At 57.3% G+C, this 24011-nt stretch carries 21 protein-coding genes; 15 read left to right on the forward strand and 6 right to left on the reverse strand.

The features are described 5' to 3' along the window. Position 1: 1 nt before the first annotated feature. Entirely contained in the window at positions 2-985 is a 984-nt protein-coding gene (locus EGO56_RS10155) for an arabinose ABC transporter substrate-binding protein (protein ID WP_013357782.1), read from the reverse strand. A 365-nt stretch (positions 986-1350) separates the two neighbouring features. Between EGO56_RS10155 and EGO56_RS10160 the strand changes: the two genes are divergently transcribed. The 3 genes from EGO56_RS10160 to EGO56_RS10170 all read left to right on the forward strand — a co-directional run bounded on the left by EGO56_RS10160 (position 1351) and on the right by EGO56_RS10170 (position 6011). Next, positions 1351-3054, forward strand: coding sequence for a ribulokinase (locus EGO56_RS10160; protein ID WP_135908910.1), 1704 nt, complete (start codon positions 1351-1353; stop codon positions 3052-3054). A gap of 202 nt (positions 3055-3256) precedes the next feature. Then, positions 3257-4756: an L-arabinose isomerase gene (gene araA / locus EGO56_RS10165; protein ID WP_135908912.1), complete on the forward strand. Its 1500-nt coding sequence runs from the start codon at positions 3257-3259 to the stop codon at positions 4754-4756. Positions 4757-5543: 787 nt separating this feature from the next. Continuing rightward, positions 5544-6011 (forward strand): GNAT family N-acetyltransferase, encoded by a 468-nt coding sequence (locus EGO56_RS10170; RefSeq protein ID WP_135908914.1) that lies wholly within the window; start codon positions 5544-5546, stop codon positions 6009-6011. 36 nt (positions 6012-6047) lie between these two features. On the opposite strand, the gene yjfF is transcribed toward EGO56_RS10170, so the two are convergent. From yjfF to ytfQ, 4 genes are all read right to left on the reverse strand, one after another. After that, positions 6048-7034, reverse strand: a complete 987-nt coding sequence (gene yjfF, locus EGO56_RS10175; protein WP_135908916.1) for a galactofuranose ABC transporter, permease protein YjfF — start codon at positions 7032-7034, stop codon at positions 6048-6050. Further along, the gene (ytfT, locus tag EGO56_RS10180; protein WP_135908918.1) at positions 7031-8047 is read right to left on the reverse strand and encodes a galactofuranose ABC transporter, ATP-binding protein YtfT; all 1017 of its coding nucleotides are present in this window, start codon (positions 8045-8047) and stop codon (positions 7031-7033) included. Before ytfT ends, yjfF begins: the two co-directional genes overlap by 4 nt. Beyond that, positions 8040-9560 carry a sugar ABC transporter ATP-binding protein gene (locus EGO56_RS10185; protein WP_135908920.1) on the reverse strand — a complete coding sequence of 507 codons (1521 nt, stop codon included), beginning with the start codon at positions 9558-9560 and terminating at the stop codon, positions 8040-8042. Before EGO56_RS10185 ends, ytfT begins: the two co-directional genes overlap by 8 nt. 76 nt (positions 9561-9636) lie before the next feature. Continuing rightward, positions 9637-10593, reverse strand: coding sequence for a galactofuranose ABC transporter, galactofuranose-binding protein YtfQ (ytfQ, locus tag EGO56_RS10190; RefSeq protein ID WP_033732575.1), 957 nt, complete (start codon positions 10591-10593; stop codon positions 9637-9639). A gap of 684 nt (positions 10594-11277) precedes the next feature. Between ytfQ and ydgT the strand changes: the two genes are divergently transcribed. The 12 genes from ydgT to EGO56_RS10255 all read left to right on the forward strand — a co-directional run bounded on the left by ydgT (position 11278) and on the right by EGO56_RS10255 (position 23024). Beyond that, the gene (gene ydgT, locus EGO56_RS10200; protein ID WP_033782999.1) at positions 11278-11493 is read left to right on the forward strand and encodes a transcription modulator YdgT; all 216 of its coding nucleotides are present in this window, start codon (positions 11278-11280) and stop codon (positions 11491-11493) included. A gap of 109 nt (positions 11494-11602) precedes the next feature. Continuing rightward, entirely contained in the window at positions 11603-12046 is a 444-nt protein-coding gene (locus tag EGO56_RS10205) for a DUF2569 domain-containing protein (RefSeq protein ID WP_013357773.1), read from the forward strand. A 123-nt stretch (positions 12047-12169) separates the two neighbouring features. Then, a complete protein-coding gene (gene rsxA / locus EGO56_RS10210) occupies positions 12170-12751 on the forward strand; it encodes an electron transport complex subunit RsxA (protein ID WP_003853423.1) in 582 nt (193 codons plus the stop codon). Next, on the forward strand, positions 12751-13329 hold the full coding sequence (gene rsxB, locus EGO56_RS10215) for an electron transport complex subunit RsxB (protein WP_010245386.1): 579 nt from the start codon (positions 12751-12753) through the stop codon (positions 13327-13329). Before rsxA ends, rsxB begins: the two co-directional genes overlap by 1 nt. Further along, the gene (gene rsxC, locus EGO56_RS10220) at positions 13322-16174 is read left to right on the forward strand and encodes an electron transport complex subunit RsxC (protein WP_135908922.1); all 2853 of its coding nucleotides are present in this window, start codon (positions 13322-13324) and stop codon (positions 16172-16174) included. Before rsxB ends, rsxC begins: the two co-directional genes overlap by 8 nt. Continuing rightward, positions 16175-17233 carry an electron transport complex subunit RsxD gene (gene rsxD, locus EGO56_RS10225; RefSeq protein ID WP_135908924.1) on the forward strand — a complete coding sequence of 353 codons (1059 nt, stop codon included), beginning with the start codon at positions 16175-16177 and terminating at the stop codon, positions 17231-17233. A gap of 3 nt (positions 17234-17236) precedes the next feature. Next, complete coding sequence (gene rsxG, locus EGO56_RS10230) at positions 17237-17869, forward strand: electron transport complex subunit RsxG (RefSeq protein ID WP_135908926.1); 633 nt, start codon at positions 17237-17239, stop codon at positions 17867-17869. After that, the gene (locus EGO56_RS10235; protein ID WP_135908928.1) at positions 17862-18566 is read left to right on the forward strand and encodes an electron transport complex subunit E; all 705 of its coding nucleotides are present in this window, start codon (positions 17862-17864) and stop codon (positions 18564-18566) included. Before rsxG ends, EGO56_RS10235 begins: the two co-directional genes overlap by 8 nt. Beyond that, positions 18563-19195 carry an endonuclease III gene (gene nth, locus EGO56_RS10240; protein WP_135908930.1) on the forward strand — a complete coding sequence of 211 codons (633 nt, stop codon included), beginning with the start codon at positions 18563-18565 and terminating at the stop codon, positions 19193-19195. Before EGO56_RS10235 ends, nth begins: the two co-directional genes overlap by 4 nt. Positions 19196-19399: 204 nt before the next feature. Then, positions 19400-20119 carry an HPP family protein gene (locus EGO56_RS10245; RefSeq protein ID WP_135908932.1) on the forward strand — a complete coding sequence of 240 codons (720 nt, stop codon included), beginning with the start codon at positions 19400-19402 and terminating at the stop codon, positions 20117-20119. Between the two features lie 240 nt (positions 20120-20359). Continuing rightward, positions 20360-21703, forward strand: coding sequence for an MFS transporter (locus EGO56_RS10250; protein ID WP_135908933.1), 1344 nt, complete (start codon positions 20360-20362; stop codon positions 21701-21703). Continuing rightward, positions 21681-23024: an enolase C-terminal domain-like protein gene (locus EGO56_RS10255; protein WP_135908935.1), complete on the forward strand. Its 1344-nt coding sequence runs from the start codon at positions 21681-21683 to the stop codon at positions 23022-23024. Before EGO56_RS10250 ends, EGO56_RS10255 begins: the two co-directional genes overlap by 23 nt. 40 nt (positions 23025-23064) lie before the next feature. Here the strand turns inward: EGO56_RS10255 and EGO56_RS10260 are convergent, their stop codons facing one another. Next, on the reverse strand, positions 23065-23760 hold the full coding sequence (locus EGO56_RS10260; RefSeq protein WP_135908937.1) for a CTP synthase C-terminal region-related (seleno)protein: 696 nt from the start codon (positions 23758-23760) through the stop codon (positions 23065-23067). Between the last annotated feature and the right edge of the window lie 251 nt (positions 23761-24011).

Here is a 24011-nt window from a genome sequence, read left to right on the forward strand (position 1 = left end):
GTTACATCAGTCCTTTTTTCGCCAGTTCAGTTTTGAAGTTGTCACGGGTAATCAGCACCACATCGGTAACTTCGGTGAATTTCGGTGGCTCTTCACCTTTGCTGACCCAGTTGTAGAGCATCTGGCTGCTTTTGTAGCCGTGGATATCCGGGCTTGGCAGCAGCGAACCGTAGAAGCCGGTCGCTTTGTCTTTTGACAGTTCACTGATGGCATCGACGCCGTTGATGCCGATGCCGATGACGTCAGCCGCTTTGAAGCCCTGTCCTTCGGTGGCACGTACGCCGCCCAGCACGGTGTTGTCGTTCATGCCGACAACCAGCCAGTGTTTGACTTCAGGATGCTGAACCAGCAGGGAGTTACCGGCGTCAAATGCGCCAGGGATATCGTTAGATTTGGTGGGAACCTGGTAGATCTGGGCTGCCGGGAAGCCTGCGGCTTTGATCGCGTCCATTGAGCCGCCGGTACGACGACGTGCGGTATCAAGTTCGTTCGCGGTTATCGCCATCACGCCGGTGGTTTTTACATCCCAGCCGCGTTTCTGCATCTCTTTATAGAGTTCCTGACCCTGGCGCTCACCAATTTTAGTAGCCGCCATCATCACCAGCGGCACGGTGTCCATTGGCTTGCCTTTGGCGGTGACGAACTGGTCATCCACGGCGATGACTTTCAGACCGTAGCCACGTGCTTTCGCCATGATGGCCGAGCCGAGTTTCGGATCGGGGGTACAGATGACAAAACCTTTCGCGCCGTTGGCCGCCAGGCTGTCGATGGCATTCAGGGTTTTTTCACCATCCGGCACGGCAATTTTGATGACATCAAAGCCAAGATCTTTGCCCGCTTTGTCGGCGAATTTCCATTCAGTCTGGAACCAGGGTTCCTCTGGTTGCTTGACTAAAAAACCCAGCTTCATGGTCTCGGCGATAGCGGATTGTGACATAACCGCTGCCAGGCCGATGGCCGCGAATGCTTTAGTGAATTTATGCATGATGCTCTCCGGTACCAGGTTATTTTTCGCTGCTAATAACGAATCGGTGTAAACGCTACCAGTTAATTTTCTTATGTGGGTACAGCCATAAATCAGTGCGTTAGGCTGGCATGTGCTGACAGACTGTCCAGACGCTGGGCTAGTTTTAGCGGTATTAGCGAAGAAAAATGTAGAGCGGTATCACACATTAAAATCACGACAAAATGATCCATATATTCAGCAAATTTAACCGGAGCGTAACTTTTGCAATGGATCACAAAATCACTGCCGATGACAGAAAAGTGCATATTGTCAGCCAGCGATGACTAACTGTTCCGGCGCGCTGAACCCAGGATACAGGAGTTAACTAACTACAGGAGATTCCGATGCGTGCTGGAGCCATCACACTTGGGCTAGACTTTGGTAGTGATTCGGTGCGTGCGCTGGCCGTGGATTGTCATAGCGGCAAAGAGCTGCAGAGTGCGGTGTGCAGCTACCCGCGCTGGCAGCAGGGCTTATACAGCGATCCGCACATGAACCGTTTTCGTCACCATCCACAGGATTACATCGACGCCATGGAGCAGGCGCTGCTCGGCGTGCTGAATGCACTGAGCGACGATCAACGCGCCGCCGTGATCGGCATTGGCGTTGACAGCACCGGTTCAACCCCGGCGCCCATCGACCGCGACGGCAACGTGCTGGCGCTGCGCCCGGAGTTTGCGGAGAACCCCAACGCGATGTTTGTGTTGTGGAAAGATCACACGGCGATAGAAGAAGCCGAAGAGATTAATCAGCTGTGCCACAGCGGCCGCTTCCAGGATTACAGCCGCTATATCGGCGGCATTTATTCTTCGGAGTGGTTCTGGGCCAAGATTCTGCACGTGTCACGTGAAGATGCGGCCGTGCGTGAGGCCGCCGTTTCCTGGGTCGAGCTGTGCGATTGGGTACCTGCCCTGTTAAGCGGCACGACCGCGCCAGATAAGCTGCGCCGTGGTCGCTGTGCGGCCGGGCATAAAGCGCTGTGGCACGGCGACTGGAACGGCCTGCCCGATGTCGATTTCCTTAATGCACTCGACCCGCTGTTAACCCAGCAGCTCGACTCCCCGTTATTCACAGAGACCTGGACCGCGGATCTGCCGGTCGGCACGCTCAGCCCCGAGTGGGCGCAGCGTCTGGGCCTGACGCAGACCGTCACGCTTTCCGGTGGCGCATTTGACTGCCATATGGGCGCAGTCGGTGGCGGAGCTAAACCTTATACGCTGGTGAAAGTGATCGGCACCTCCACCTGCGACATCCTGATTGCTGACACAGAAAAGGTCGGCGATCGCGATATTAAAGGCATCTGTGGTCAGGTCGATGGCAGCGTCGTGCCCGGCGCTATCGGGCTGGAGGCCGGTCAGTCTGCCTTTGGTGATATCTACGCCTGGTTCAGCCGTTTACTGGGCTGGCCTTTACAGCTGGCGGCGCAGCAGCATCCGGAGCTGAAGCCTCAGCTGGCGGAGATGCAGAAAAACCTGATTAAAGATCTGACCGAAGCCTGGGCCGCCAATCCGCAGCTCGACCATCTGCCGGTGGTGCTGGACTGGTTTAACGGTCGCCGCACGCCAAACGCCAATCAGCGTCTGAAAGGGGTAATTACCGACCTGAATCTGGGCACCGATGCACCCGCGCTGTTTGGCGGTCTGGTCGCGGCAACCGCGTTTGGCGCACGCGCCATTATGGAGTGTTTCGAGCAGCAGCAGATCCCGGTCGAGAGCATTCTGACCCTCGGCGGCATTGCGCGGAAATCTCCGGCGATTATGCAGGCCTGCTGCGATGTGATGAACCGGCCACTGGATATCGTCGCCTCTGACGAGTGCTGTGCGCTGGGTGCGGCCATTTTCGCCGCCGTCGCCGCCGGTGTTCACGCCAGCGTGCCCGATGCACAGCAGGTCATGGCCAGCCCGATTGCCGTGACGCTGCAGCCCGATCCGGCGCGCGTCGCACGCTATCAACAACTTTATCAACGCTATCAACAATGGTGCGTGACGGCAGAACCGCAATACGCCGCCCGCCCCGCTTCCGCTACGAGCCTGGCCCAACAGGCGTAATTGTTGCAGGCAGTCTGGACACGGACAGCGCGAAACAGCCAGCGTACACGGAGTACGTGAGGATTACTCGCTGTGCTCGCCCCTTCAGGGCCGCACTTCAGGGCGTTCAGGTTGCTAAAGCAGCCTGTGTGAGCACTGCCCGGGTTCAGACTGACAAATAAATTAGCCTGCTAAGGTAGGCGCTAAGTAAAGGAGTGGTTTTATGGAACAGTCAAACAGTTACAGCGTGTGGTTTGTCATCGGCACGCAGCACCTCTATGGGCCGGAGACGTTACGCCAGGTTGAACAGAATGCACGTCAGGTCGTTGAGGGGTTGAATCAGGCCGGTTTACCCGTGCGTCTGGAGCTGAAACCGCTGGTGAAGTCACCGGATGAAGCGCTGGCCCTGTGTCGCGACGCCAACTATGACAAGCAGTGCGCCGGGATCATTACCTGGCTGCATACTTTCTCTCCAGCAAAGATGTGGATTGGCGGCCTGAGCGTGCTAAATAAGCCGCTGCTGCAATTCCATACCCAGTTCAATGCGGAGATCCCGTGGGACAGCATGGACATGGACTTTATGAACCTGAACCAGACCGCGCACGGCGGCCGTGAGTTCGGTTTCATCGGCGCGCGCATGGGCCTGCAGCACAGCGTGGTGACCGGTCACTGGAAAGATAGCGCCAGTCAGCAGCGTCTGGGTAACTGGATGCGTGCAGCGCTGGCAAAACAGGCCAGCCAGCAGCTGAAAGTCGCCCGTTTTGGCGACAACATGCGTGAAGTGGCCGTGACCGAAGGCGATAAGGTTGCCGCACAGATTCAGTTCGGCTATTCAGTGAATGGCTGGGGTGTAGGCGATCTGGTTGAGGTGATCAATGGCGTCAGCGATGGCGACGTAAATGCGCTGATCGACGAGTACGAAAGCCTGTATCGCTTTACCGATGTTGCTGCATCTGGCGGCGAAAAACGTCAGAACGTGCTGGATGCCGCGCGCATTGAGCTGGGTCTGAAGCGTTTCCTGGAAGCGGAAGGCTGCCACGCTTTTACCACTAACTTCCAGACGCTGCACGGCATGACACAGTTGCCCGGTCTGGCGGTTCAGCGTCTGATGGGTCAGGGTTATGGCTTCGCCGGCGAAGGTGACTGGAAAACCGCTGCGCTGCTGCGCATTTTCAAAGTGCTGGCTGGCGACCGTAAAGGTGGCACCTCATTTATGGAGGATTACACCTATCACTTCTCACCGGGCAACGATCTGGTGCTGGGCTCGCACATGCTGGAAGTCTGTCCGTCGATCGCCATTGAAGAGAAGCCGTTGATTGATGTGCAGTTCCTCGGCATTGGCGATAAAGCCGACCCGGCGCGTATGATTTTCTCAACACCAGCGGGTCGCGCGGTTAACGCCAGCGTGATTGATATGGGTGACCGTTTCCGTCTGCTGGTTAACGTGGTGGATGCTATCGAGCAGCCAAAACCGCTGCCGAAGTTGCCGGTTGCTCGCGCACTGTGGAAAGCGCAGCCTTCACTGGCGACCGCTTCCGAAGCGTGGATTCTGGGCGGCGGTGCGCACCATACCGTGTTCAGTCAGGCGCTCACGCTTGAGGATATGTATCTGTACGGTGAGATGAACGATATCGAAGTGCTGGTGATTGATGAGCACACCACCTTGCCAGCGTTTAAAGATGCGCTGCGCTGGAATGAAGCGTATTACCGGTTGAAACGTTAATAGGTGATTAAGCGGCGCTTTAGGGGTTCTGAAAAGATACTGCTTCAGGATTGATAAAGTGCCGTTTTTTAGAAAATAAGTGCTATTCAGTCGGGAATGGCGGGCGTTCCGTAAAGTCGCCGTAAATACATCCCTGTAGGCTCGGCCGCCGGACTACTCGCCTCATCCATGAGGCTCGCCCGCAAGCGGGCCAACGCTTCGCGTTGTTCAAAAACGCTCCCGGCGTTTTTGTCCATGCGGCGGACGCTTTACTCCACTGCCCGCCATCCCCTCCTTTTTGTGATACCTGAGCGAAAATTTTCAAAGTTCAAAACATCTAGTCTGTAAGCAAAACCTCCTGCGGCGGACGCTTTACTCCACTACCCGTCATCCCCTCCTTTTTGTGGCACCTGAGCGATTTGTTTTAAGGCTCCGACCATTCCTGGCAGCAATTAAAAATCTCATGTACCAGACGCCTTACTTCACTGCTGATTTTAGCCTGCTTAATCTCAACTTTGCGTTCGCACGTTTAATTACAGCAATGATCAAGCCCAACCGGGAAGGAATGGTATGCCTGAAGAGCAAAGCGTCCGCGCCAGGGATGGCGCGGCCGATCCGCATGGATGCGGGAACCCTTTGCGATCAGGCATACCTTTCCTGACCTTACACCTGAGTCCCATAGCGATTGTTTTCCCGGTAATACATAAGAGCACCGGTCTCTTTGCTAAAACTCAACTCTTTCATCATCTTGCACTTTCCTCCACCAGCCTGTATTGCTATATACCTGATAAAAAAAGGTTAAAGCGCCATGCAAATTGCCGATCTGAACCAGCATCCCGACTACGCCTCACAAACTGCACAACTGCTGCATACAGAATGGTCACATCTCCCTGCATGGTCGGATCAGCCCACTCTCCTTACGCGTTTAACAAAACGGAATCAGACCGGCTCGTCGGAATTTACCCTCGTCGCCACATCGGACGGCGAAAAGGTTATCGCGACCTGTAGCGTCATCCGTTTTGAACTGGACGACATCGCGGCAAGGGAATACTGGATTGGCGAAGTGGTGACGGATAAAAAATTCCGGGGCCGGGGCGTGGCGAAAGCCTTGATCCAGCAGGCGATTGCCCGGGCAAAACAACAGCAGATTGGCGAGCTCTGGCTCTATACCCCCGATCAACAGGCATACTATCAGCGTTCAGGATGGCGGGCGGTGGAACAGCGGCAGGTAGCGGGTGAAGACGTCACGGTGATGGTGCTGCATCTGGCACAATAAATGGCGGCTCCTGAGAGCCGCCATTCAGCCATTTATTCAGCCAGGGATTCGCTTAACCGGTGCGTTCTGCTGACGATCCCAGATCACCGTCAGTAACCGCTGCAGCGCGATAAATGCGAACAGCAGAATCCCGATGGCGATCTTGGTCCACCACGAACTCAACGTGCCGTCAAAGTTAATCCAGGTCTGGATCAGCCCCTGAATCAACACACCAAACAGCGTGCCCAGCACCGTCCCAACACCACCCGACAGCAACGTGCCACCGATCACCACCGACGCAATCGCATCCAGCTCCACACCCAGCCCGGCCAGCGCATATCCTGCCGAGGTATAGATCGAGAACACGATGCCAGCCAGCGTCGCCAGCGTGGTGGAAAGCATATAAATCTTGATGGTTGTGGCTCGGGTCGAAACGCCCATCAGCTGAGCCGATGTCATATTGCCGCCGATGGCGTAAACCCGGTTACCAAACCGCGTACGGTGCGCCAGAATAATCCCGCCTAACACCACCACCAGCATAATCACCGCCAGCAGACTGAGACGCCCTCCGCCCGGCACTTTCCACGCCAGACTGGACAGCAGGGTGTAAAACGGATGATCGATGGGAATCGAATTCTCGGACACCAGATAAGAACAGCCGCGCAGGAAAAACATCCCCGCCAGCGTAATGATAAAGGCCGGGATCTTCAGGGCATCAATCAGCCAGCCCATCATGGCACCGAACAGCGCACCCAGTGACAGAATCAGCGCAAACGCCAGCAAGGGATTGATATGGAAATCACCAATTGCCCGCGCCAGAAAAACGCCGGTAAAGGCGATCACCGCGCCAACCGACAGATCGATACCACCCGACAAAATCACAAAGGTCATGCCGACGGCGATAATCCCGAGGAAGGCGTTATCGGTCAGGATATTGCAGATGACCCGGGTTGAGGCAAAGCCCGGGAACTGACTCAGACAAAACAGGTAACCCGCCACAAACACCAGCAGCGTGATCATCAGCGGAAGATGACGTTTAATCATGTCGGGCGTCTCCGTTTCAACATCGCAATAAAGCGCGGTGACTGCAGCAACAGCACACACATCACCACCACCGCTTTCACCACCTGATTCAGCTCCGGCGGGAAGCCGGAGAGCAGAATCCCGGTATTCATCGACTGAATAATCAGTGCGCCAATCAGCGACAACACCAGATTAAAGCGGCCACCCATCAGCGATGCACCACCAATCACCACGGCGAGAATCGCATCCAGCTCCAGCCATAAACCGGCGTTATTGGCATCCGCGCCGCGAATATCGGCCGCGACAATCAGACCCGCAACGGCGGCACAGACGCCACTGATCGCATAAGTCGACATCACCACCAGCCAGCCGGTTACCCCCGCGTTGCGGGCCGCACGCAGGTTAATCCCCACCGCTTCGATAAACAGACCCAGCGCGGTCTTGCGCGTCAGCAGCCAGACCGCCAGCGCCACCACCAGCGTGATCCAGACCGGCACCGGCAACATCCACAGCGAGCCGTTACCAAACCAGCCAAGGCTGTCACTGTCGAACGTCACAATCTGCCCCTGCGTAATCAGCTGCGCGATACCGCGCCCGGCGACCATCAGAATCAGCGTGGCAACAAACGGCTGAATACGCAGCAGCGCCACCAGCACCCCATTCCACAAACCACAGGCTAAACCGGTTCCCAGCGTGCAGAGAATAATAAACGGCACACCGTGTCCGGCGACGGTCAGTGTGGCGGCGGTCGCGCCCGCTATCGCCATCACCGCCCCGACGGAAAGATCGATGCCGCCGGTCGCGATCACCAGCGTCATGCCAATCGCCAGCAGGGCAACCGGGGCCGCACGGTTAAGAATATCGATCGGGCTACCGAACAGACGCCCATCCTGCAGGTGCACGGCAAAAAAGTTATTGGCTACCAGACTGTCGATCAGCAGCACCAGCAGCAGCGCGGCAATTTGCGGCATCCCTGGCGGGAACTTCAGCTTACGACGTGGAGGTTTTTCAGATGTCATAGGAGACTCAAACATGTTTAGCTCCTCCGTCCGCGATAGCATTGACGATCGACGCCACCGAAAGCTGCTCCAGCGGAATTTCGGCCACCTGCTTCAGATCGCGCATGATCAACACCCGATCGGCATAACCGACCAGCTCTTCGAGTTCAGAGGAGATCACCAGCAGCGCCAGACCATCGGCGCAGAGGGATTCAATTAAACGGATAATCTCGGCGTGTGCGCCTACATCAATGCCGCGCGTCGGTTCGTCGAGGATTAAAAACTGCGGTTTAGTCACCAGCCAGCGCGACAGCAACACCTTCTGCTGGTTGCCGCCCGATAACAGCTCCACCGGCTGCTCGGCGTGCGGCGTGCGAATACCCAGGCTCTTAATAAAACGATCGGCAATCGCCTGCTGCTCGCGCTTCTTAATTGGCCGTAACCAGCCGCGCTGCGCCTGCAAGGCCAGAATAATATTTTCGCGAACGGAGGCCGCGCCGATAATCCCATCCGTCTTCCGATCTTCCGGGCAAAACCCCATGCCGAGCTGCGAGGCTCTCGCCGGATTAGTAATCTTCTGCACTTTACCTTTGATCTTCGCGGTCCCGCGATCGGCCCGACGAATACCAAACAGCACTTCAGCGGTCTCGGTGCGGCCTGAACCCAGCAGACCGGCCAGGCCGACGACTTCACCGGGACGCACCGCCAGGTTAAAGGGTTCGATGGTCCCCTTCCTGCCGTAATCTTCAAACGACACCACCGGCTGATTACTGCGCAGCGTGCTGCCCTGACGCTGTAATGCAGTCTCCAGCAGCTCACGACCCAGCATCAGCTTAATCAGTTCAATCTGCGGCAGCGTGGCGGTATCGCGAGTGGCGATAAACTGCCCGTTACGCAGCACGGTAATCCGGTCAGTAATGCGGTAAACCTGGTCGAGAAAGTGGGTCACAAAAATCAGGCTCATCCCTTTGGCTTTCAGCTGCGCCATCAGGGTAAACAGCATTTCGACTTCGCTGGCATCCAGGCTGGCTGTCGGCTCATCGAGGATCAGCACCTGGGCCGAAAGATCCACCGCGCGACAGATGGCAACAATCTGCTGCATCGCCACCGAGTAGTGACCCAGCGGACGTGTCACGTCGAGGGCAAACCCGTAGTTTCGCATCAGCGCATCGGCATCACGCACCATGCGGCGACGGTCGATCATACCAAAGCGACGCGGCTCTCGACCAATATAGAGGTTATCTGCCACCGACATGTTCGGCAGCATATTCACTTCCTGATAAACGGTCCCGATGCCCATCTCCTGCGCCTGCGCGGTGTTATGCGGGGTAATCGGCTCACCATTCAGGGTAATCGTGCCGGCATCACGGCTGTAAACGCCGGTCAGCACCTTAATCAGGGTCGATTTGCCAGCACCGTTTTCCCCCAGCAGCGCCATAATCTCCCCTTTGCGGATATCAAAGGAAACATTGCTCAGCGCTTTAACGCCGGGAAACCCTTTGCTGACGCCGCTGATGGATAACAGCGGTATTTCATTTTGCGTCATCATTCTGCTCACTCCGCCTTACGTCATGAAAAACCGCCCCGGGGGGCGGTCTGCGGCTGGTCTGGGGCGGGTCTGCGGATCAGTAACCCATACCATTTTTCTTATCCAGCTCCGTCTGCGCGTCAGCAGGCAGGAACAGCTTTGACTCGGTCTTGATGACTTTAGGTGGCAGCGTGCCATCTTTTTTGAATTTCTCCAGGGCATCAAACGCCGGGCCAGCCATGTTCGGCGTCAGCTCCACGTTAGCGTTGGCTTCACCTGCCAGCATCGCTTTGTAGATATCCGGCACACCATCAATTGAGCCGGTCAGAATATCTTTGCCCGGTTTCAGGCCCGCTTCTTTAATCGCCTGAATGGCACCGATCGCCATATCATCGTTATGTGCGTAAACCATGCAGATGTTTTTGCCGTTGTTCTCAGCCTTGATAAAGCTCTCCATCACCTCTTTACCCTTGCTGCGGGTAAAGTCACCGGACTGCGAGCGGATCACTTTAATGTTTGGATGGTTGCTGATCGCTTCAGCAAAGCCTTTCTTACGATCGATTGCCACGCTGGCCCCGACGGTGCCCTGCAGTTCCACCACGTTACACTGCTTGTCGCCCACGGTTTTCACCAGCCAGTCGCCAATCAGTTTGCCTTCCAGAACGTTGTCCGCCGTCACCACGGCCTGATAGAGCGATTTGTCTTTCACCACGATGGCGCGGTCCAGCAGGTAAACCGGGATTTTGGCGTCTTTGGCTTCTTCCAGCACCGGCTCCCAGCCGGTCTGTACGACTGGCGCGATGAAAATGGCATCAACGCCCTGGGCAATAAACGAACGTACTGCCTTGATCTGATTCTCTTGTTTCTGCTGCCCGTCGGCGATTTTCAGGGTGATTCCGCGTTTTTTGGCTTCGCTTTTCGCCACGCTGGTCTCAGCCGAACGCCAGCCAGATTCCGAACCGACCTGCGAGAAGCCGACCGTCATATCTGCAGCGAGCACCGGGCCGGTTAACGCGGCGCTGACCAGCGTGGTCAGAAGTAAACGTTTCCACATAGTTTTTAATCCTCTGAAAGGCGTTTGCTGTTTAGGGTAGAGAGCCTGCTTAGACTGGACTAAAAAAGCGTGCATAATGGCGACACACTTCACAAAACAGAGCAATTTAAAGGAGTTACGTGAAGCCGGACGGGTTCGCTGGCTCGCGCGTTATGGATAAAACGGCTGAGTAATAAAACAACGCTAGTTAAATAATTGTAATAAACAGAATCGCTTATGCTTAACGTCACTGGAAACGATTACAGACAGGCGTACAAAATGGGTTATCCGGTCTGCGATGAACAAAAAATGGGTTTTGTGATTGCCCGCACAGTCGTTCACGCGTGCTGATTGGGCGCGAAACGTTTCTATGCGTGTGGTTTCAAAAGGATTAATTTTTCTGCCCTGAAATTGTCACAAAGAAGGCACTGACGCAGCGGCTGGCATGAAGGGACGAAAAATGATATTTAAGATGCGCGTTTAACGCTGCATTCCGGCATGGATATCTGTGAGCTGGTACGCTGTTTAAAAGCATCGCGCGGGCAGGCTGGCAGAGACAGCATTGAAAATAGGAGATTTGGACTTTTAGCGGCTGATAAGGTGCTTTAGTCTGATTTTCGCTTTTTTTAACCCGTCCGATCTGGACAGCCCTGGCTTGCCCCCTATACTGAGCACTCCTTTGTACTTCTATCTGTTATGGCAATGATGACTGCGCACGATTACCTGCTTAAATTCCGCAAAGTAAATAATTCAGACAGTCTGGAAAAGCTTTTCGATCACCTTAACTACTCCCTTACAAATGATATGGAAATCATCAATATGTATCGGGCTGCCGATCATCGTCGTGCCGAACTGGTTTCTGGCGGACGGTTATATGATCTTGGCTGTGTCCCTAAAACGGTGTGGCGCTACGTGGTCTGATTTCCGGCTGATTAATCGCTCTCTTTACCTCTGACCTTGTCCGGATGGGCGTGCCCCTCTGGACATGTTATTCTGCTGCGCTTCGATTCCCCGAGACAGGAATAACCACATGAATGAACAGGTTGCTGCGCCGCGTATTGGTGGCTGGCTTTTGCTGCCGCTGGCCTGGCTGATAATGACCCTGTTAACCACCGTTCTGGTGCTGGCGATGTATCTGACCCCCCTCTTTAATCCGGAATGGCGTGTGGCGCTGTTTTCACACGGCAGCACTCTGCTCTCTTACTGGGCCATTTCGCTGCTTACCGCCGTGGCGGTCTGGGCCTACAGCCTCTGGATCAGCTGGCTTTTCTTTAAGCGCTCGCGCCGTTTGCCGCGCCACTATCTGCTCTGGCTGCTGATAACCGTGCTGCTGGCGCTGAAAACCTTTGCCTTCACGCCGGTTGCCGATAGCCGTGCTCTCCAGACGTTACTGCTGTCACTGCTCGCGGCGGCGATATTTGCGCCCTATTTCAAACGCTCAAAGCGGGTAAAAACCACCTTTATCGCGCCGTAACGCTGTGAGTTATGTCAGGAATTTAATTCTGAGTGCGGTCTGCCGCCTTGCGGGAGGCGCGGGTGTTGAGATACGCCGCGCTATCAATGATAATAAGCCGCTTTCCGGCTCCCAGGCGAAAAAATGACCGATTATCTGCTTCTCTTTGTTGGCACCGTGCTGGTGAATAACTTCGTATTAGTGAAGTTTCTCGGCCTCTGTCCTTTTATGGGCGTTTCCAAAAAACTGGAAACGGCGATTGGCATGGGCCTCGCCACGACATTCGTGATTACGCTGGCCTCTATCTGCGCGTGGCTGGTCAACCATCTGATCCTGCTGCCGCTGGATCTGGTCTATCTGCGCACCATGGCCTATATCCTGGTGATCGCTGTCGTCGTACAGTTCACCGAAATGGTGGTGCGTAAAACCAGTCCGTCGCTCTATCGTTTACTGGGTATCTTCCTGCCGCTGATCACCACCAACTGTGCGGTGCTGGGCGTGCCTCTGCTGAGCGTTAACCTCAACCACACCTTTATGCAGGCCGCGCTGTATGGTTTCAGTGCCTCTATCGGCTTCTCGCTGGTGATGGTGCTGTTCGCCGGGATGCGTGAGCGTCTGGTGCTGGCCAATGTGCCTGCCCCGTTTAAAGGCAACTCCATTGCCCTGATTACCGCGGGCCTGATGGCGCTGGCGTTTATGGGCTTCAGCGGTCTGGTGAAATTCTGATGACCGCGATCTGGATTGCTGTTGCCGTATTAAGTGCCCTGAGCCTGGTGTTCGGCGCCCTGCTGGGTTACGCCTCGCGCCGCTTTGAGGTCGAAGAAGACCCTATCGTTGAGCAGATTGATGCCATTCTGCCGCAGAGCCAGTGCGGCCAGTGCGGCTACCCTGGCTGCCGTCCCTACGCTGATGCGGTCGGCAACAACGGTGAAGCAATCAATAAATGCGCGCCGGGCGGTGAACAGACCATGCTCAAGCTGGCTGCGCTGCTTAACGTTGAACCGCAGCCGATTGATGGCGATGAAACGGCAAAAGAGCCGGTGCGTACTGTGGCGTTTATCGACGAAGCCAACTGCATTGGCTGCACCAAATGTATTCAGGCCTGTCCGGTGGATGCGATTGTCGGCGCAACCCGCGCCATGCACACCGTGCTGAGCGATGTCTGCACCGGCTGCGATCTCTGTGTCGCACCCTGCCCGACTGACTGTATTGAAATGCGTCCGGTCGCCACCACGCCAGCTAACTGGAAGTGGGATTTGAATACCATTCCTGTACGGGTGATCCCGGTAGAAACTCATGCTTAATCTGTTTAACTTCCTGAAAAAAGAGAAGGTCTGGGATTTTCAGGGCGGTATCCATCCGCCGGAAATGAAAACCCAGTCCAACGGCACGCCGCTTAGCGAACTGCCGCTGCCGCACCGGTTTATTATCCCGCTGAAACAGCATATCGGCCATGAAGGTGAGATCTGCGTTGCGCCCGGCGAGAAAGTGCTGCGCGGTCAGCCCCTGACCTTTGGTACCGGCCGCATGCTGCCGGTCCATGCGCCCACCTCTGGCGTGATTGAGGATATCGGTCAGCATATGACCGCGCACCCGTCGGGCCTGTCCGAACTTTGCATCTTCCTGACGCCGGATGGTGAAGACCGCTGGATGCCGCTCGATCCGCTGCCAGACTACCGTCAGCATCCGCGCGCCGACATCGTGCAGCGAATTCACGATGCGGGCATTGCGGGTCTGGGCGGCGCGGGCTTCCCGACCGCCACCAAACTGAAAGGCGGCCTGCGCGGGGTTAAAACCCTGATTATCAATGCGGCAGAGTGTGAACCTTACATCACCGCTGACGATCGCCTGATGCAGGACTACGCCGCCGAAGTGCTGGAAGGCAGCCGCATTCTCGCCTGGGTTTTACAGGCTGAGCGGGTGTTGATTGGCATTGAAGATAATAAACCTGAAGCGATCGCCGCGCTGAAACAGGCGCTGGGTAGCGAGCGCGATCTGCAAATCAGGGTGATCCCGACCAAATATCCTTCCGGCGGTGCCAAGCAGTTGACCCGCATTCTGACCGGCATGGAAGTGCCACACGGCGGACGCTCAACCGATATCGGCGTGCTGATGCAGAACGTCGGTACCGCCTGGGCCGTTAAGCGGGCCATCATCAACGGTGAACCGATCACCGAACGCGTGGTGACACTGACCGGCGAGGCGATTGCCCAGCCGCGTAACGTCTGGAGTCGTCTTGGCACGCCAATCAGCCATCTGCTGCATCAGGTCGGATTTACGCCTGCGCCGCGTCAGATGGTGATCATGGGCGGTCCGCTGATGGGCTTTACCCTGCCATCGCTGGATGTGCCGGTGGTGAAGATCACCAACTGTATTCTTGCGCCCTCTGCCAGTGAGATGGGCAACAATGACGAAGAGCAGTCCTGCATACGCTGTTCCGCCTGTGCCGATGCCTGTCCGGCCAAACTGCTGCCGCAGCAGCTTTACTGGTACAGCCAGGGCGGCGATCACGATAAAGCGCGTGCCCACCATATCGATGACTGCATCGAATGCGGTGCCTGTGCCTATGTCTGCCCGAGTAATATCCCGCTGGTGCAATATTACCGTCAGGAAAAAGCGGAACTGCGCGCCATCGATCTGGAAGCGAAACGCACGCTGGAGGCCAAAGCCCGCTTCGAAGCGCGTCAGGCGCGCCTGGAGCGTGAAAAACAGGCCCGTGAAGCGCGTCATGAAGAGGCGAAACAGCGAGTTGCCCGCACCGATACCAGTGAGCTGGCAGCAGCCAAAGCGCGGGTGAAAGCCCGTCAGGCCGCTAAACCGGATGAAGCGACGCTTGAAGCGCAGCGTGAAGCCCGCCATGCGCAGGCGCGTCTGCGTCAGGCTGAGGCGCAGGCTGAAACCCAGCCGGTAACGCGTCAGTCAGTCGATCCGCGTAAAGCGGCGGTTGAAGCCGCGATTGCAAGGGCAAAAGCGAAGAAAGTCTCACCGGCTGATACAGCAGCTGACGCCAGTGTCGATCCGCGTAAAGCCGCCGTCGAGGCCGCTGTAGCGCGCGCCAAAGCGAAGAAAGCGGCTCAGGCGGAAAGCACTCATGCGACGGCTCCGGCTGCATCGGAGAGTGTTTCAGAAGCCGCACCAGACGCCACTGCTGAAACCGACCCGCGTAAAGCCGCGGTTCAGGCCGCTATCGCCCGCGCCAAAGCGAAGAAAGCGGCTAAGGCGGAAAGCGCTGATGCGACGGCTACGGCTGCATCGATGAGTGTTACAGAAGCCGCCGCCGAAACCGATCCACGTAAAGACGCAGTACAGGCCGCTATCGCAGGTGCCAAAGCGAAGAAAGCGGCACAGGCTGAAGGCGCTGATGCGACGGCTACGGCTGCACCGGAGAGCGTTACAGAAGCTGCCACTGAAACCGACCCGCGTAAAGCCGCGGTTCAGGCCGCTATCGCCCGCGCCAAAGCGAAGAAAGCGGCCCAGGCTGAAGGCGCTGATACAACGACTCCGGCTGCATCGGAGAGTGTTACTGACGCTTTGCCGGACGCCACTGCTGAAACCGACCCGCGTAAAGCCGCGGTTCAGGCCGCTATCGCCCGTGCCAAAGCGAAGAAAGCAGCTCAGGCGAAAGGCGCTGATGTGACGGCTCCGGCTGCATCGGAGAGCGTTACTGACGCCGTGCCGGACGCTGCTGCTGAAACCGACCCACGTAAAGCCGCGGTTCAGGCCGCTATCGCCCGTGCCAAAGCGAAGAAAGCGGCACAGGCTGAAAGCGCTGATACTGCAGCGTCGCAGAGCGTGACTGACGCCGCGCCGGACGCTGCTGCTGAAGCTGCACCGGACGCCGCCGTGGAAACCGACCCACGCAAAGCCGCCGTTCAGGCCGCTATCGCCCGTGCCAAAGCGAAGAAAGCGGCGCAGGCTGAAAGTGACGCCGATGCCGCTTCGCGTGATGCCGCAGCGCTCGCCACCGCCGCACACTTTGCAGTAGAGAAAGCGGAACAGGCGCAGGAGCAGGCAAATAACGCCAATGCTGAACCTGAACAGGCACCTGAACTGAATCAACCTGATGATGCGCGCAAGGCCGCTATTGCCGCCGCCATCGCCCGTGCCAAAGCGCGTAAAGCGCAGTCGTCTACGACGCTTGAGGATTAAATGGCTTTTCGTATCGCAAGTTCTCCTTATACCCATAACCGCCGCAGTACCGGCAACATCATGCTGCTGGTGGTGCTGGCGGCGGTGCCAGGTTTTGCTGCACAGTGTTATTTCTTTGGCTACGGCACCGTTTTACAGGTCTTACTGGCGACCCTTACCGCCTGGCTGACCGAGGCGGCGATCCTGCGTCTGCGTAAAGCACCGGTTGCCAGCACGCTGGCGGATAATTCGGCGTTGCTGACCGCCATCCTGATCGGTATCAGCCTGCCGCCGCTGGCCCCCTGGTGGCTGGTGGTGATTGGTACGCTGTTCGCGGTGGTCATTGCCAAACAGCTCTATGGCGGACTGGGCCAGAACCCGTTTAACCCGGCGATGGTTGGCTATGTAGTGCTGCTGATCTCCTTCCCGGTGCAGATGACCAGCTGGCTGCCACCTGACACGCTACAGGCGATTAAACCCGGCCTGATGGACAGTCTGAGCATGGTGTTCCAGGGCCACACGCTGGCGGGTGACACCATGCAGCAATTGCAGATGGGTGTGGATGGCATCAGCCAGGCGACGCCGCTGGATACCTTTAAAACCGGCTTACGTGCCGGTCACAGTGCCGAACATCTGCTGGCGCAGCCGATTTACAGCGGCGTGCTGGCCGGGCTCGGCTGGCAGTGGGTGAACGTCGGTTATCTGGCGGGCGGCCTGTTCCTGCTGTGGAAGAGTGCGATTCGCTGGCATATCCCGGCCGCTATGCTGCTGTCACTGGCGTTCTGCGCCACGCTGGGCTGGTTCTTCTCACCGGAATCACTGAACAGCCCGCTGATTCATCTTTTCTCGGGCGCCACCATGCTGGGGGCGTTCTTTATCGCTACGGACCCGGTAACCGCGTCGACCACCAATCGTGGTCGTCTGGTCTATGGCGCGCTGATCGGCCTGCTTGTCTGGCTGATCCGCAGCTTTGGCGGCTATCCTGACGGCGTGGCGTTTGCTGTGCTGCTTGCCAACATCTGCGTGCCGCTCATCGATTACTACACCCAGCCGCGCGTTTACGGCCATCAGAAGGATTAAGCGATGCTGGAAACGATTCGCAAAAATGGCGTCACGCTGGCGATTTTCGCCGCGATTACCACGGCCGCTACCGCTGTGGTGAATACGGTCACCAAACCGACGGTAGAGCATCAGACCCAGTTACAGCAGAAAAATCTGCTGGATCAGGTGGTGCCTGTCGAGCTGTATGACAACAACATCCAGCAGGATTGTTACGTTGTCACAGATACAGCGCTGGGTAACAGTGCGCCGCATCATCTCTTTCTGGCGCGTAAAGGTGGCAAACCGGTCGCGGCGGCACTGGAGACAACGGCGCCTGACGGCTATTCTGGTGCGATACAGATGCTGGTCGGTGCCGATTTCCAGGGTAAAGTACTGGGCGTGCGCGTAATCGAACACCATGAAACGCCTGGCCTGGGCGATAAGATCGAACTGCGCATCTCTGACTGGATCAACAGCTTTAATGGCAAAGTGGTTCAGGGTCCGTCTGATAAAGCCTTTGCGGTTAAAAAAGATGGCGGTGACTTCGATCAGTTTACCGGCGCCACCATTACCCCACGCGCGGTGGTCAATGCGACGAAACGCACCGCGCTGTTGATGAAAACGCTTCCGGAGAGACTCTCTTCGTTACCGGCATGTGGAGACACAAATGAGTGAAGCTAAAAGTCTGCTGGTTGGTGGATTGTGGAAGAACAACTCGGCACTGGTGCAGCTGCTGGGTCTCTGCCCGCTGCTGGCGGTCACCGCGACCGCCACTAACGCGCTGGGTTTAGGCCTTGCCACCACGCTGGTGCTGACCCTGACCAACAGTTTTATTTCCGCCTCGCGCCGCTGGGTCCCATCGGAAATCCGTATCCCGATTTATGTGATGATCATCGCCTCGGTGGTGAGCTGCGTGCAGATGCTGATCAACGCCTATGCCTACGGTCTTTATCAGTCGCTGGGGATTTTTATCCCGCTGATCGTGACCAACTGCATCGTGGTGGGCCGTGCTGAAGCCGTCGCCTCTAAAAGCAGCATCCCGCTCTCGGCGCTGGATGGCTTTGCCATCGGCATGGGCGCAACCTGCGCCATGGTGGTGCTGGGTTCGCTGCGCGAAATTATCGGCAGCGGCACGCTGTTTAACGGTGCCGATCAGCTGCTTGGCCCGTGGGCGAAATCGCTGCGTATCGAAGTGGTTCATTTCGACTCACCGATGCTGCTGGCCATGCTGCCGCCTGGCGCGTTTATCGGCCTGGGCATGATGCTGGCGTGCAAATACCTGATCGATCAGAAAATGAAACAGCGTGCAGCGCTAAGTGCTCAGGCGGCTGAAACCGCTGCGCCTCAGAACGCCGTCGGGAAGCCTGTGTGAATCATACCAAACGCACCGAAATCCTTCACCGGCTGCAGCAGAACAATCCGCATCCGACCACCGAGCTGAACTTCAGCTCGCCGTTTGAGCTGCTGATTGCGGTACTGCTCTCGGCGCAGGCGACCGATGTCAGCGTGAACAAGGCCACCGCAAAGCTCTATCCGGTGGCCAACACGCCCGCTGCGATGCTGGCGCTGGGCGTGGATGGCGTAAAGGAATACATCAAAACCATCGGCCTGTTTAACAGCAAAGCGGAAAATGTGATTAAGACCTGCCGCATTCTGCTGGAGCAGCACAACGGCGAAGTGCCGGAAGATCGTGCGGCGCTGGAAGCCCTGCCCGGTGTAGGCCGTAAAACCGCTAATGTGGTGCTCAATACCGCCTTTGGCTGGCCGACGATTGCCGTTGATACCCATATTTTTCGCGTCAGTAACCGCACGAAATTTGCGCCGGGTAAGAATGTGGAAGAGGTGGAACAGAAGCTGCTGAAGGTGGTTCCGGCTGCCTATAAGGTTGACTGTCACCACTGGCTGATTCTGCACGGCCGCTACACCTGCGTGGCGCGCAAACCGCGCTGCGGCTCCTGCCTGATTGAAGACCTCTGCGAGTATCCCGACAAAGTTGAGTGATTTGATAACTGACCCGCTGCGGCGGGTTTTTTATTGTCTGCCTGTGCCCGCTGCGTGACGTCTTCTGCGCGATCCCCCCTTTTCACCACGCTTTCTGACACGAAGGAATACCGGCACAGTTTGTCGGGTTGTTACATTGATGTTGATGATGGAAAATCGCCGCCCCTGACGATAAGAAAATGTTATGACACGGTGAGTAACGTAATGAAGAAAAGTCCTTCTGCTGGAAGGTATCCCCTGCGCCTGTTTCTGGCGCGGCTCTGGCCACATCCGCTGGCAGTGAGTAAAAAGCATATGGTGATCGCCGGACTGGGTGCGGGCATTGGCCTGGTGCTGACCAGCCTGCTGAGCCACTGGATGCTGGGCGAACTGAACCTCTGGTTTGTCGCCCCGGTTGGCGCATCAGCTGTCCTGCTTTTTGGTTTGCCTGCCAGTCCGCTGGCGCAGCCGTGGGCAATCGTTGGCGGCAACAGCCTGTCAGCGCTGGCAGGCGTCACCGTCAGTCAGCTGATACCCGATCCGGCCATCGCCTGCGGCGTCGCGGCCTGTGTGGCGATCCTGCTGATGTTCCAGCTGCGCTGTCTGCATCCGCCGGGCGGCGCGGTGGCGCTGACCGCTATTCTGGGCGGGCCATCGGTGCAGCAGCTGGGTTATCAGTTTGTCCTGACGCCAGTTCTGCTCAACTCACTGACGCTGGCTCTGCTGGCCCTGCTGTTCAACAATCTGGCCGGTCGCCGCTATCCGCATCCGCTGGCCCCTGAAGAAGTCAAACCCGAGCCGGTTGACGTGCCGGTCCCGCTGACGCGCGCCGATCTGCATCAGGCTTTACAGGGCGGCGAACTGCTGGATATTGACGAAGATGATTTGCAGGCACTGCTGCTGCGTGCGGAAGAGATTGCCCAGCGTCGTCAGTTTAGCGGCTGAAGCCTGCCTGCTGTTGACGCGTCCCGTTCTGCCGGCACACTCCGCGTGGCCGAATGACACACACAAGGTTGATCGCTGCCACAGTTTTGCTCAGCCGCTTCGCCTCGCCTTTCCGGTAACATCCTGATAACACACCCCTCCAGGCCGGACGCCCATCCGGTCCTGGGCGGATGCCTATAGAGCCCGCCTTTTCAGCGCCCTACACTTTGCTCTTCTTTACGTTTCTTATGAGGAAGAACGATGGATAGCGCCTTGTCCCCGCAGCACGATGAGCTGATCGCCTCCGCCATCAAAAAATTCTTCACCCATATCATCCCGATGCTGGTGGTGATGCTGATCATTAATCAGATCGACCGCGCCAACATTGGCTTTATTAAAGCCGAACTGCGTACCGATGCCGGGATCAGCGCCGCCGCCTTTGGTCTGGGTGCGGGCCTCTTTTTCATTGGTTATGCGCTGTTTGAAGTGCCGAGTAATCTGATGATGAAACGCTTTGGCGCACGCGTCTGGCTGACACGCATCATGATTACCTGGGGATTGGTGGTGGTCCTGACCGGATTCGTCACCTCACCCATTCAGTTTTACCTGCTGCGCTTCTTACTCGGCGTCGCCGAAGCGGGCTTCTTTCCCGGCGTGCTGTTCTATTTCCGTCAGTGGGTGCCGAATGCCTGGCGCGGCCGGGCTACCGCGATGGTCCTGAGTGCCACGGCTGGCGCCTTTCTCTTCTCCGGTCCGATCACGGGTGCCATCCTGATGATGCACAACTTTCTGGGGATAGCGGGCTGGAAATGGGTGATGTTCCTTGAAGGCGGCGCCTCGGTGCTGGTCGGGATCCTCGCCGCCTGGGTGCTGGTATCGCGTCCTGCTGATGCGCGCTGGCTGAGTGATGCAGAGAAACAGGCGCTGGTGCAGCAGCTGAACAGTGAAGAGGCACAGCGTGACGCGCTTAATCGCGAGCCGGGCAAAATGTCGCTGTTACGCAATCGCAGCCTGCTGTTCTTCTGCGCAATCTTCTTCACCATGACCATGACCGGTTATACGCTGGTGTTCTGGCTGCCGCAGATTATTCAACGCATTCAGGGATTCAGCAGTTTTGGCATCGGGATTCTCACCGCCGTGCCCTGGCTGTGCGCCATTATCGCCATCAACCTGCTGAGCCGCTTTTCAGACCGCCACCGTGACAGACTCGATAAAGCGCTGGGCGTTGCCATGCTGGTCGCCGCCTGTGGCACCTTTATGGCCACGCTGGGTTCCCCGTGGTTTGGATTCCTTGCGATGATCGTGGCCTGTATCGGCTCCAAAGTCAGCGCCACCTTTTTCTGGCCGATGCCGCAGGGAGAACTGCCCGCCTCGATTGTCGCACCGGGCATTGCGCTGGTGAATTCTGTTGGCAATCTTGGCGGCTTCTTCGCACCGACGGTGTTTGGCTATCTGGAGATGAAGACCGGTTCCACTACCGGCGGCCTCTATGCGCTGACCAGCGTTTCGCTGCTGACCGGGCTGTGGCTGCTGCTGCGCCGCAGGCCATCCCCGCCTTCCCTTGATCCTATGGAGAATCACCATGTCAGACAGTCCAGTCATTAAAACAATGCGGGTGGTGCCGGTCGCCGGGTATGACAGCATGCTGCTGAACATTGGTGGCGCGCATAACTGCTACTTTACCCGCATCCTGGTGATCCTGACCGATTCCGCAGGCCGTACCGGCGTTGGCGAAAGTCCCTGTCACGCTTCGACGCTGGCGCTGCTGGCACGTTTTCGATCGCAGATTGAGGGCAGCGAACTGATGCGGCTGAATGCGACGATCGCCACGCTGTTTGCCAGTGACGCACGCCATCAGCAGACCGCGCATACCGATGACATCCACATTCCGCAGATGAACCCGGAGAAGTTCTACAACGCCACCGCGGCGATTGAAGCGGCCCTACTTGATTTGATGGGCCAGCACCTGAATCTGCCGGTTGCCGAATTACTTGCCAGCGGCAGGCAGCGCGATCGGGTGCCGGTGCTCGGCTATCTGTTCTATATCGCCGACCGCAACCTGACCAGCATGAACTATCAGACAGGCCAGTCTGGCGGTGATGCCTGGCTGCAACTGCGCCATGAAAAAGCGATGGATGCGCAAGGCGTAGTGCGGCTGGCTGAAGCCGCAGCGGAACGCTATGGCTTCCGCGACTTCAAACTCAAGGGCGGCGTACACCACGGCGAAGTAGAGGTAGAGACGGTCAACGCCCTGCTGCAACGCTTTCCGCAGGCTCGCGTCACGGTCGACCCCAACGCCAGCTGGTCGCTGGACGAAGCCATTTATTATGGTAAACAGCTGGCGGGCCGCATTCCCTATCTGGAAGATCCCTGTGGCGCGGAACAGGGCTACTCCGGCCGGGAAACGCTGGCCGAGTTTAAACGCGCCACCGGTATTCCGGTCGCCACCAATATGATCGCCAATGACTGGCGACAGTTGCAGCATGCGTTACAGCTCAATGCTATCGACATTCCGCTGGCCGATCCGCACTTCTGGACGATGCGCAGTGCGCATACCGTGGCGCAGCTCTGTCAGGAGTGGGGGCTGACCACCGGCTGCCATTCAAACAACCACTTTGATGTGTCTCTGGCGATGGTGGCGCATCTGGGGGCGGCTGCACCCGGCGATCGTCTGACGGCCTTTGATACGCACTGGATCTGGCAGGATGGACAACAGCTGACGCAGCATGCGCCGCAGATTCGGGATGGGCATCTGGAACTGCCAGAGGGGCCTGGGCTGGGTATTACCCTGAATATGGAACGGGTCGAAGCGGCACATGCCCTCTACAATTCGCTGCCGGATAAAAATCGTAACGATGCGCTAGGCATGCAGTTTCTGATTGATAACTGGTCGTTTAACGCCAAACGCCCGGCGCTGCTGCGCTGAAGAACAGCAGCCTGTGACAGTGTCACAGGCTGCCCACTTTCTAGCGCTGCGCCAGCGCCGCCTGCATCCAGGCAATCACCAGCGGAGACTCTTTTTCCTGCAGCGCAGCGCGTTCTGACTGGAACAGGGTGGCAACAAAGAAAGGATGATCCGGCAGCTCCACACCGCGTACGTCCCCCGCTTCATCCCAGGCAGTAATACGCAGGGTGTTATCGCCCAGCGCCGCGCTGAATTCCGGGTTGACGCCAAAGTTACAGTGATAGCCTTCATCGCTGTCCAGCGTGCCGTAGGCCGCAGCAATACGTGAACCGGGTTCGAACCTGACCGCGCCGCGCTGCTCCACCAGCGAGCAGCTCAGCGGGGCTATGACCATGCGCCCGCCGGTGTCGGTTTCGGCATGACTCGCATCGTGCCAGCCCAGTACATTGCGCGCATACTCGATGACCGCATACTGGAATCCCCCGCACGACCCCAGGAAAGGCTTTCCGCTTTCCCGCGCCCAGCGAATGGTGTCAAAAACGGCCTCATCATTATGGTAGGGACTGCCAGGCACGACCCAGACCGCGTCACTGCGCCTGAGGTCGGATTCAGCGAGTTTTTCGCTGGCAATCCATTCAGCTTCAACCGTAATGTTCAGCAAGCGGGCAGCACGTTCAATAGCAAGAGGAATGGCCTGATGGGCAACCGCATCGGCGCGGTAGTCACCAGCCAGAGATAAACGCAGGGGGGACGACATAAACAGATCCTTCTCGGGGAAATTGAGAGGTTACAGGAATGTTAATTTCAAGTCGAGCATCCTGAACGCCGCGTCATAATGCTGCCACTCGGTACAGAGACCATCACCCCTTCACCAGAGCCTGCTCCCCATTTCTTCTGCGGAAACTTTTTGCCGGTTTATGCTGCCGGCAGGCTTTTCAGCTTCCCTGCGCAGCAACGCAATCGGTTTCTTGTTTTGCTTTCTGAATTAAATCGCGGGTTTGTGCTCTC

It is taken from the genome of Pantoea vagans (assembly GCF_004792415.1).
Taxonomy (GTDB): domain Bacteria; phylum Pseudomonadota; class Gammaproteobacteria; order Enterobacterales; family Enterobacteriaceae; genus Pantoea; species Pantoea vagans.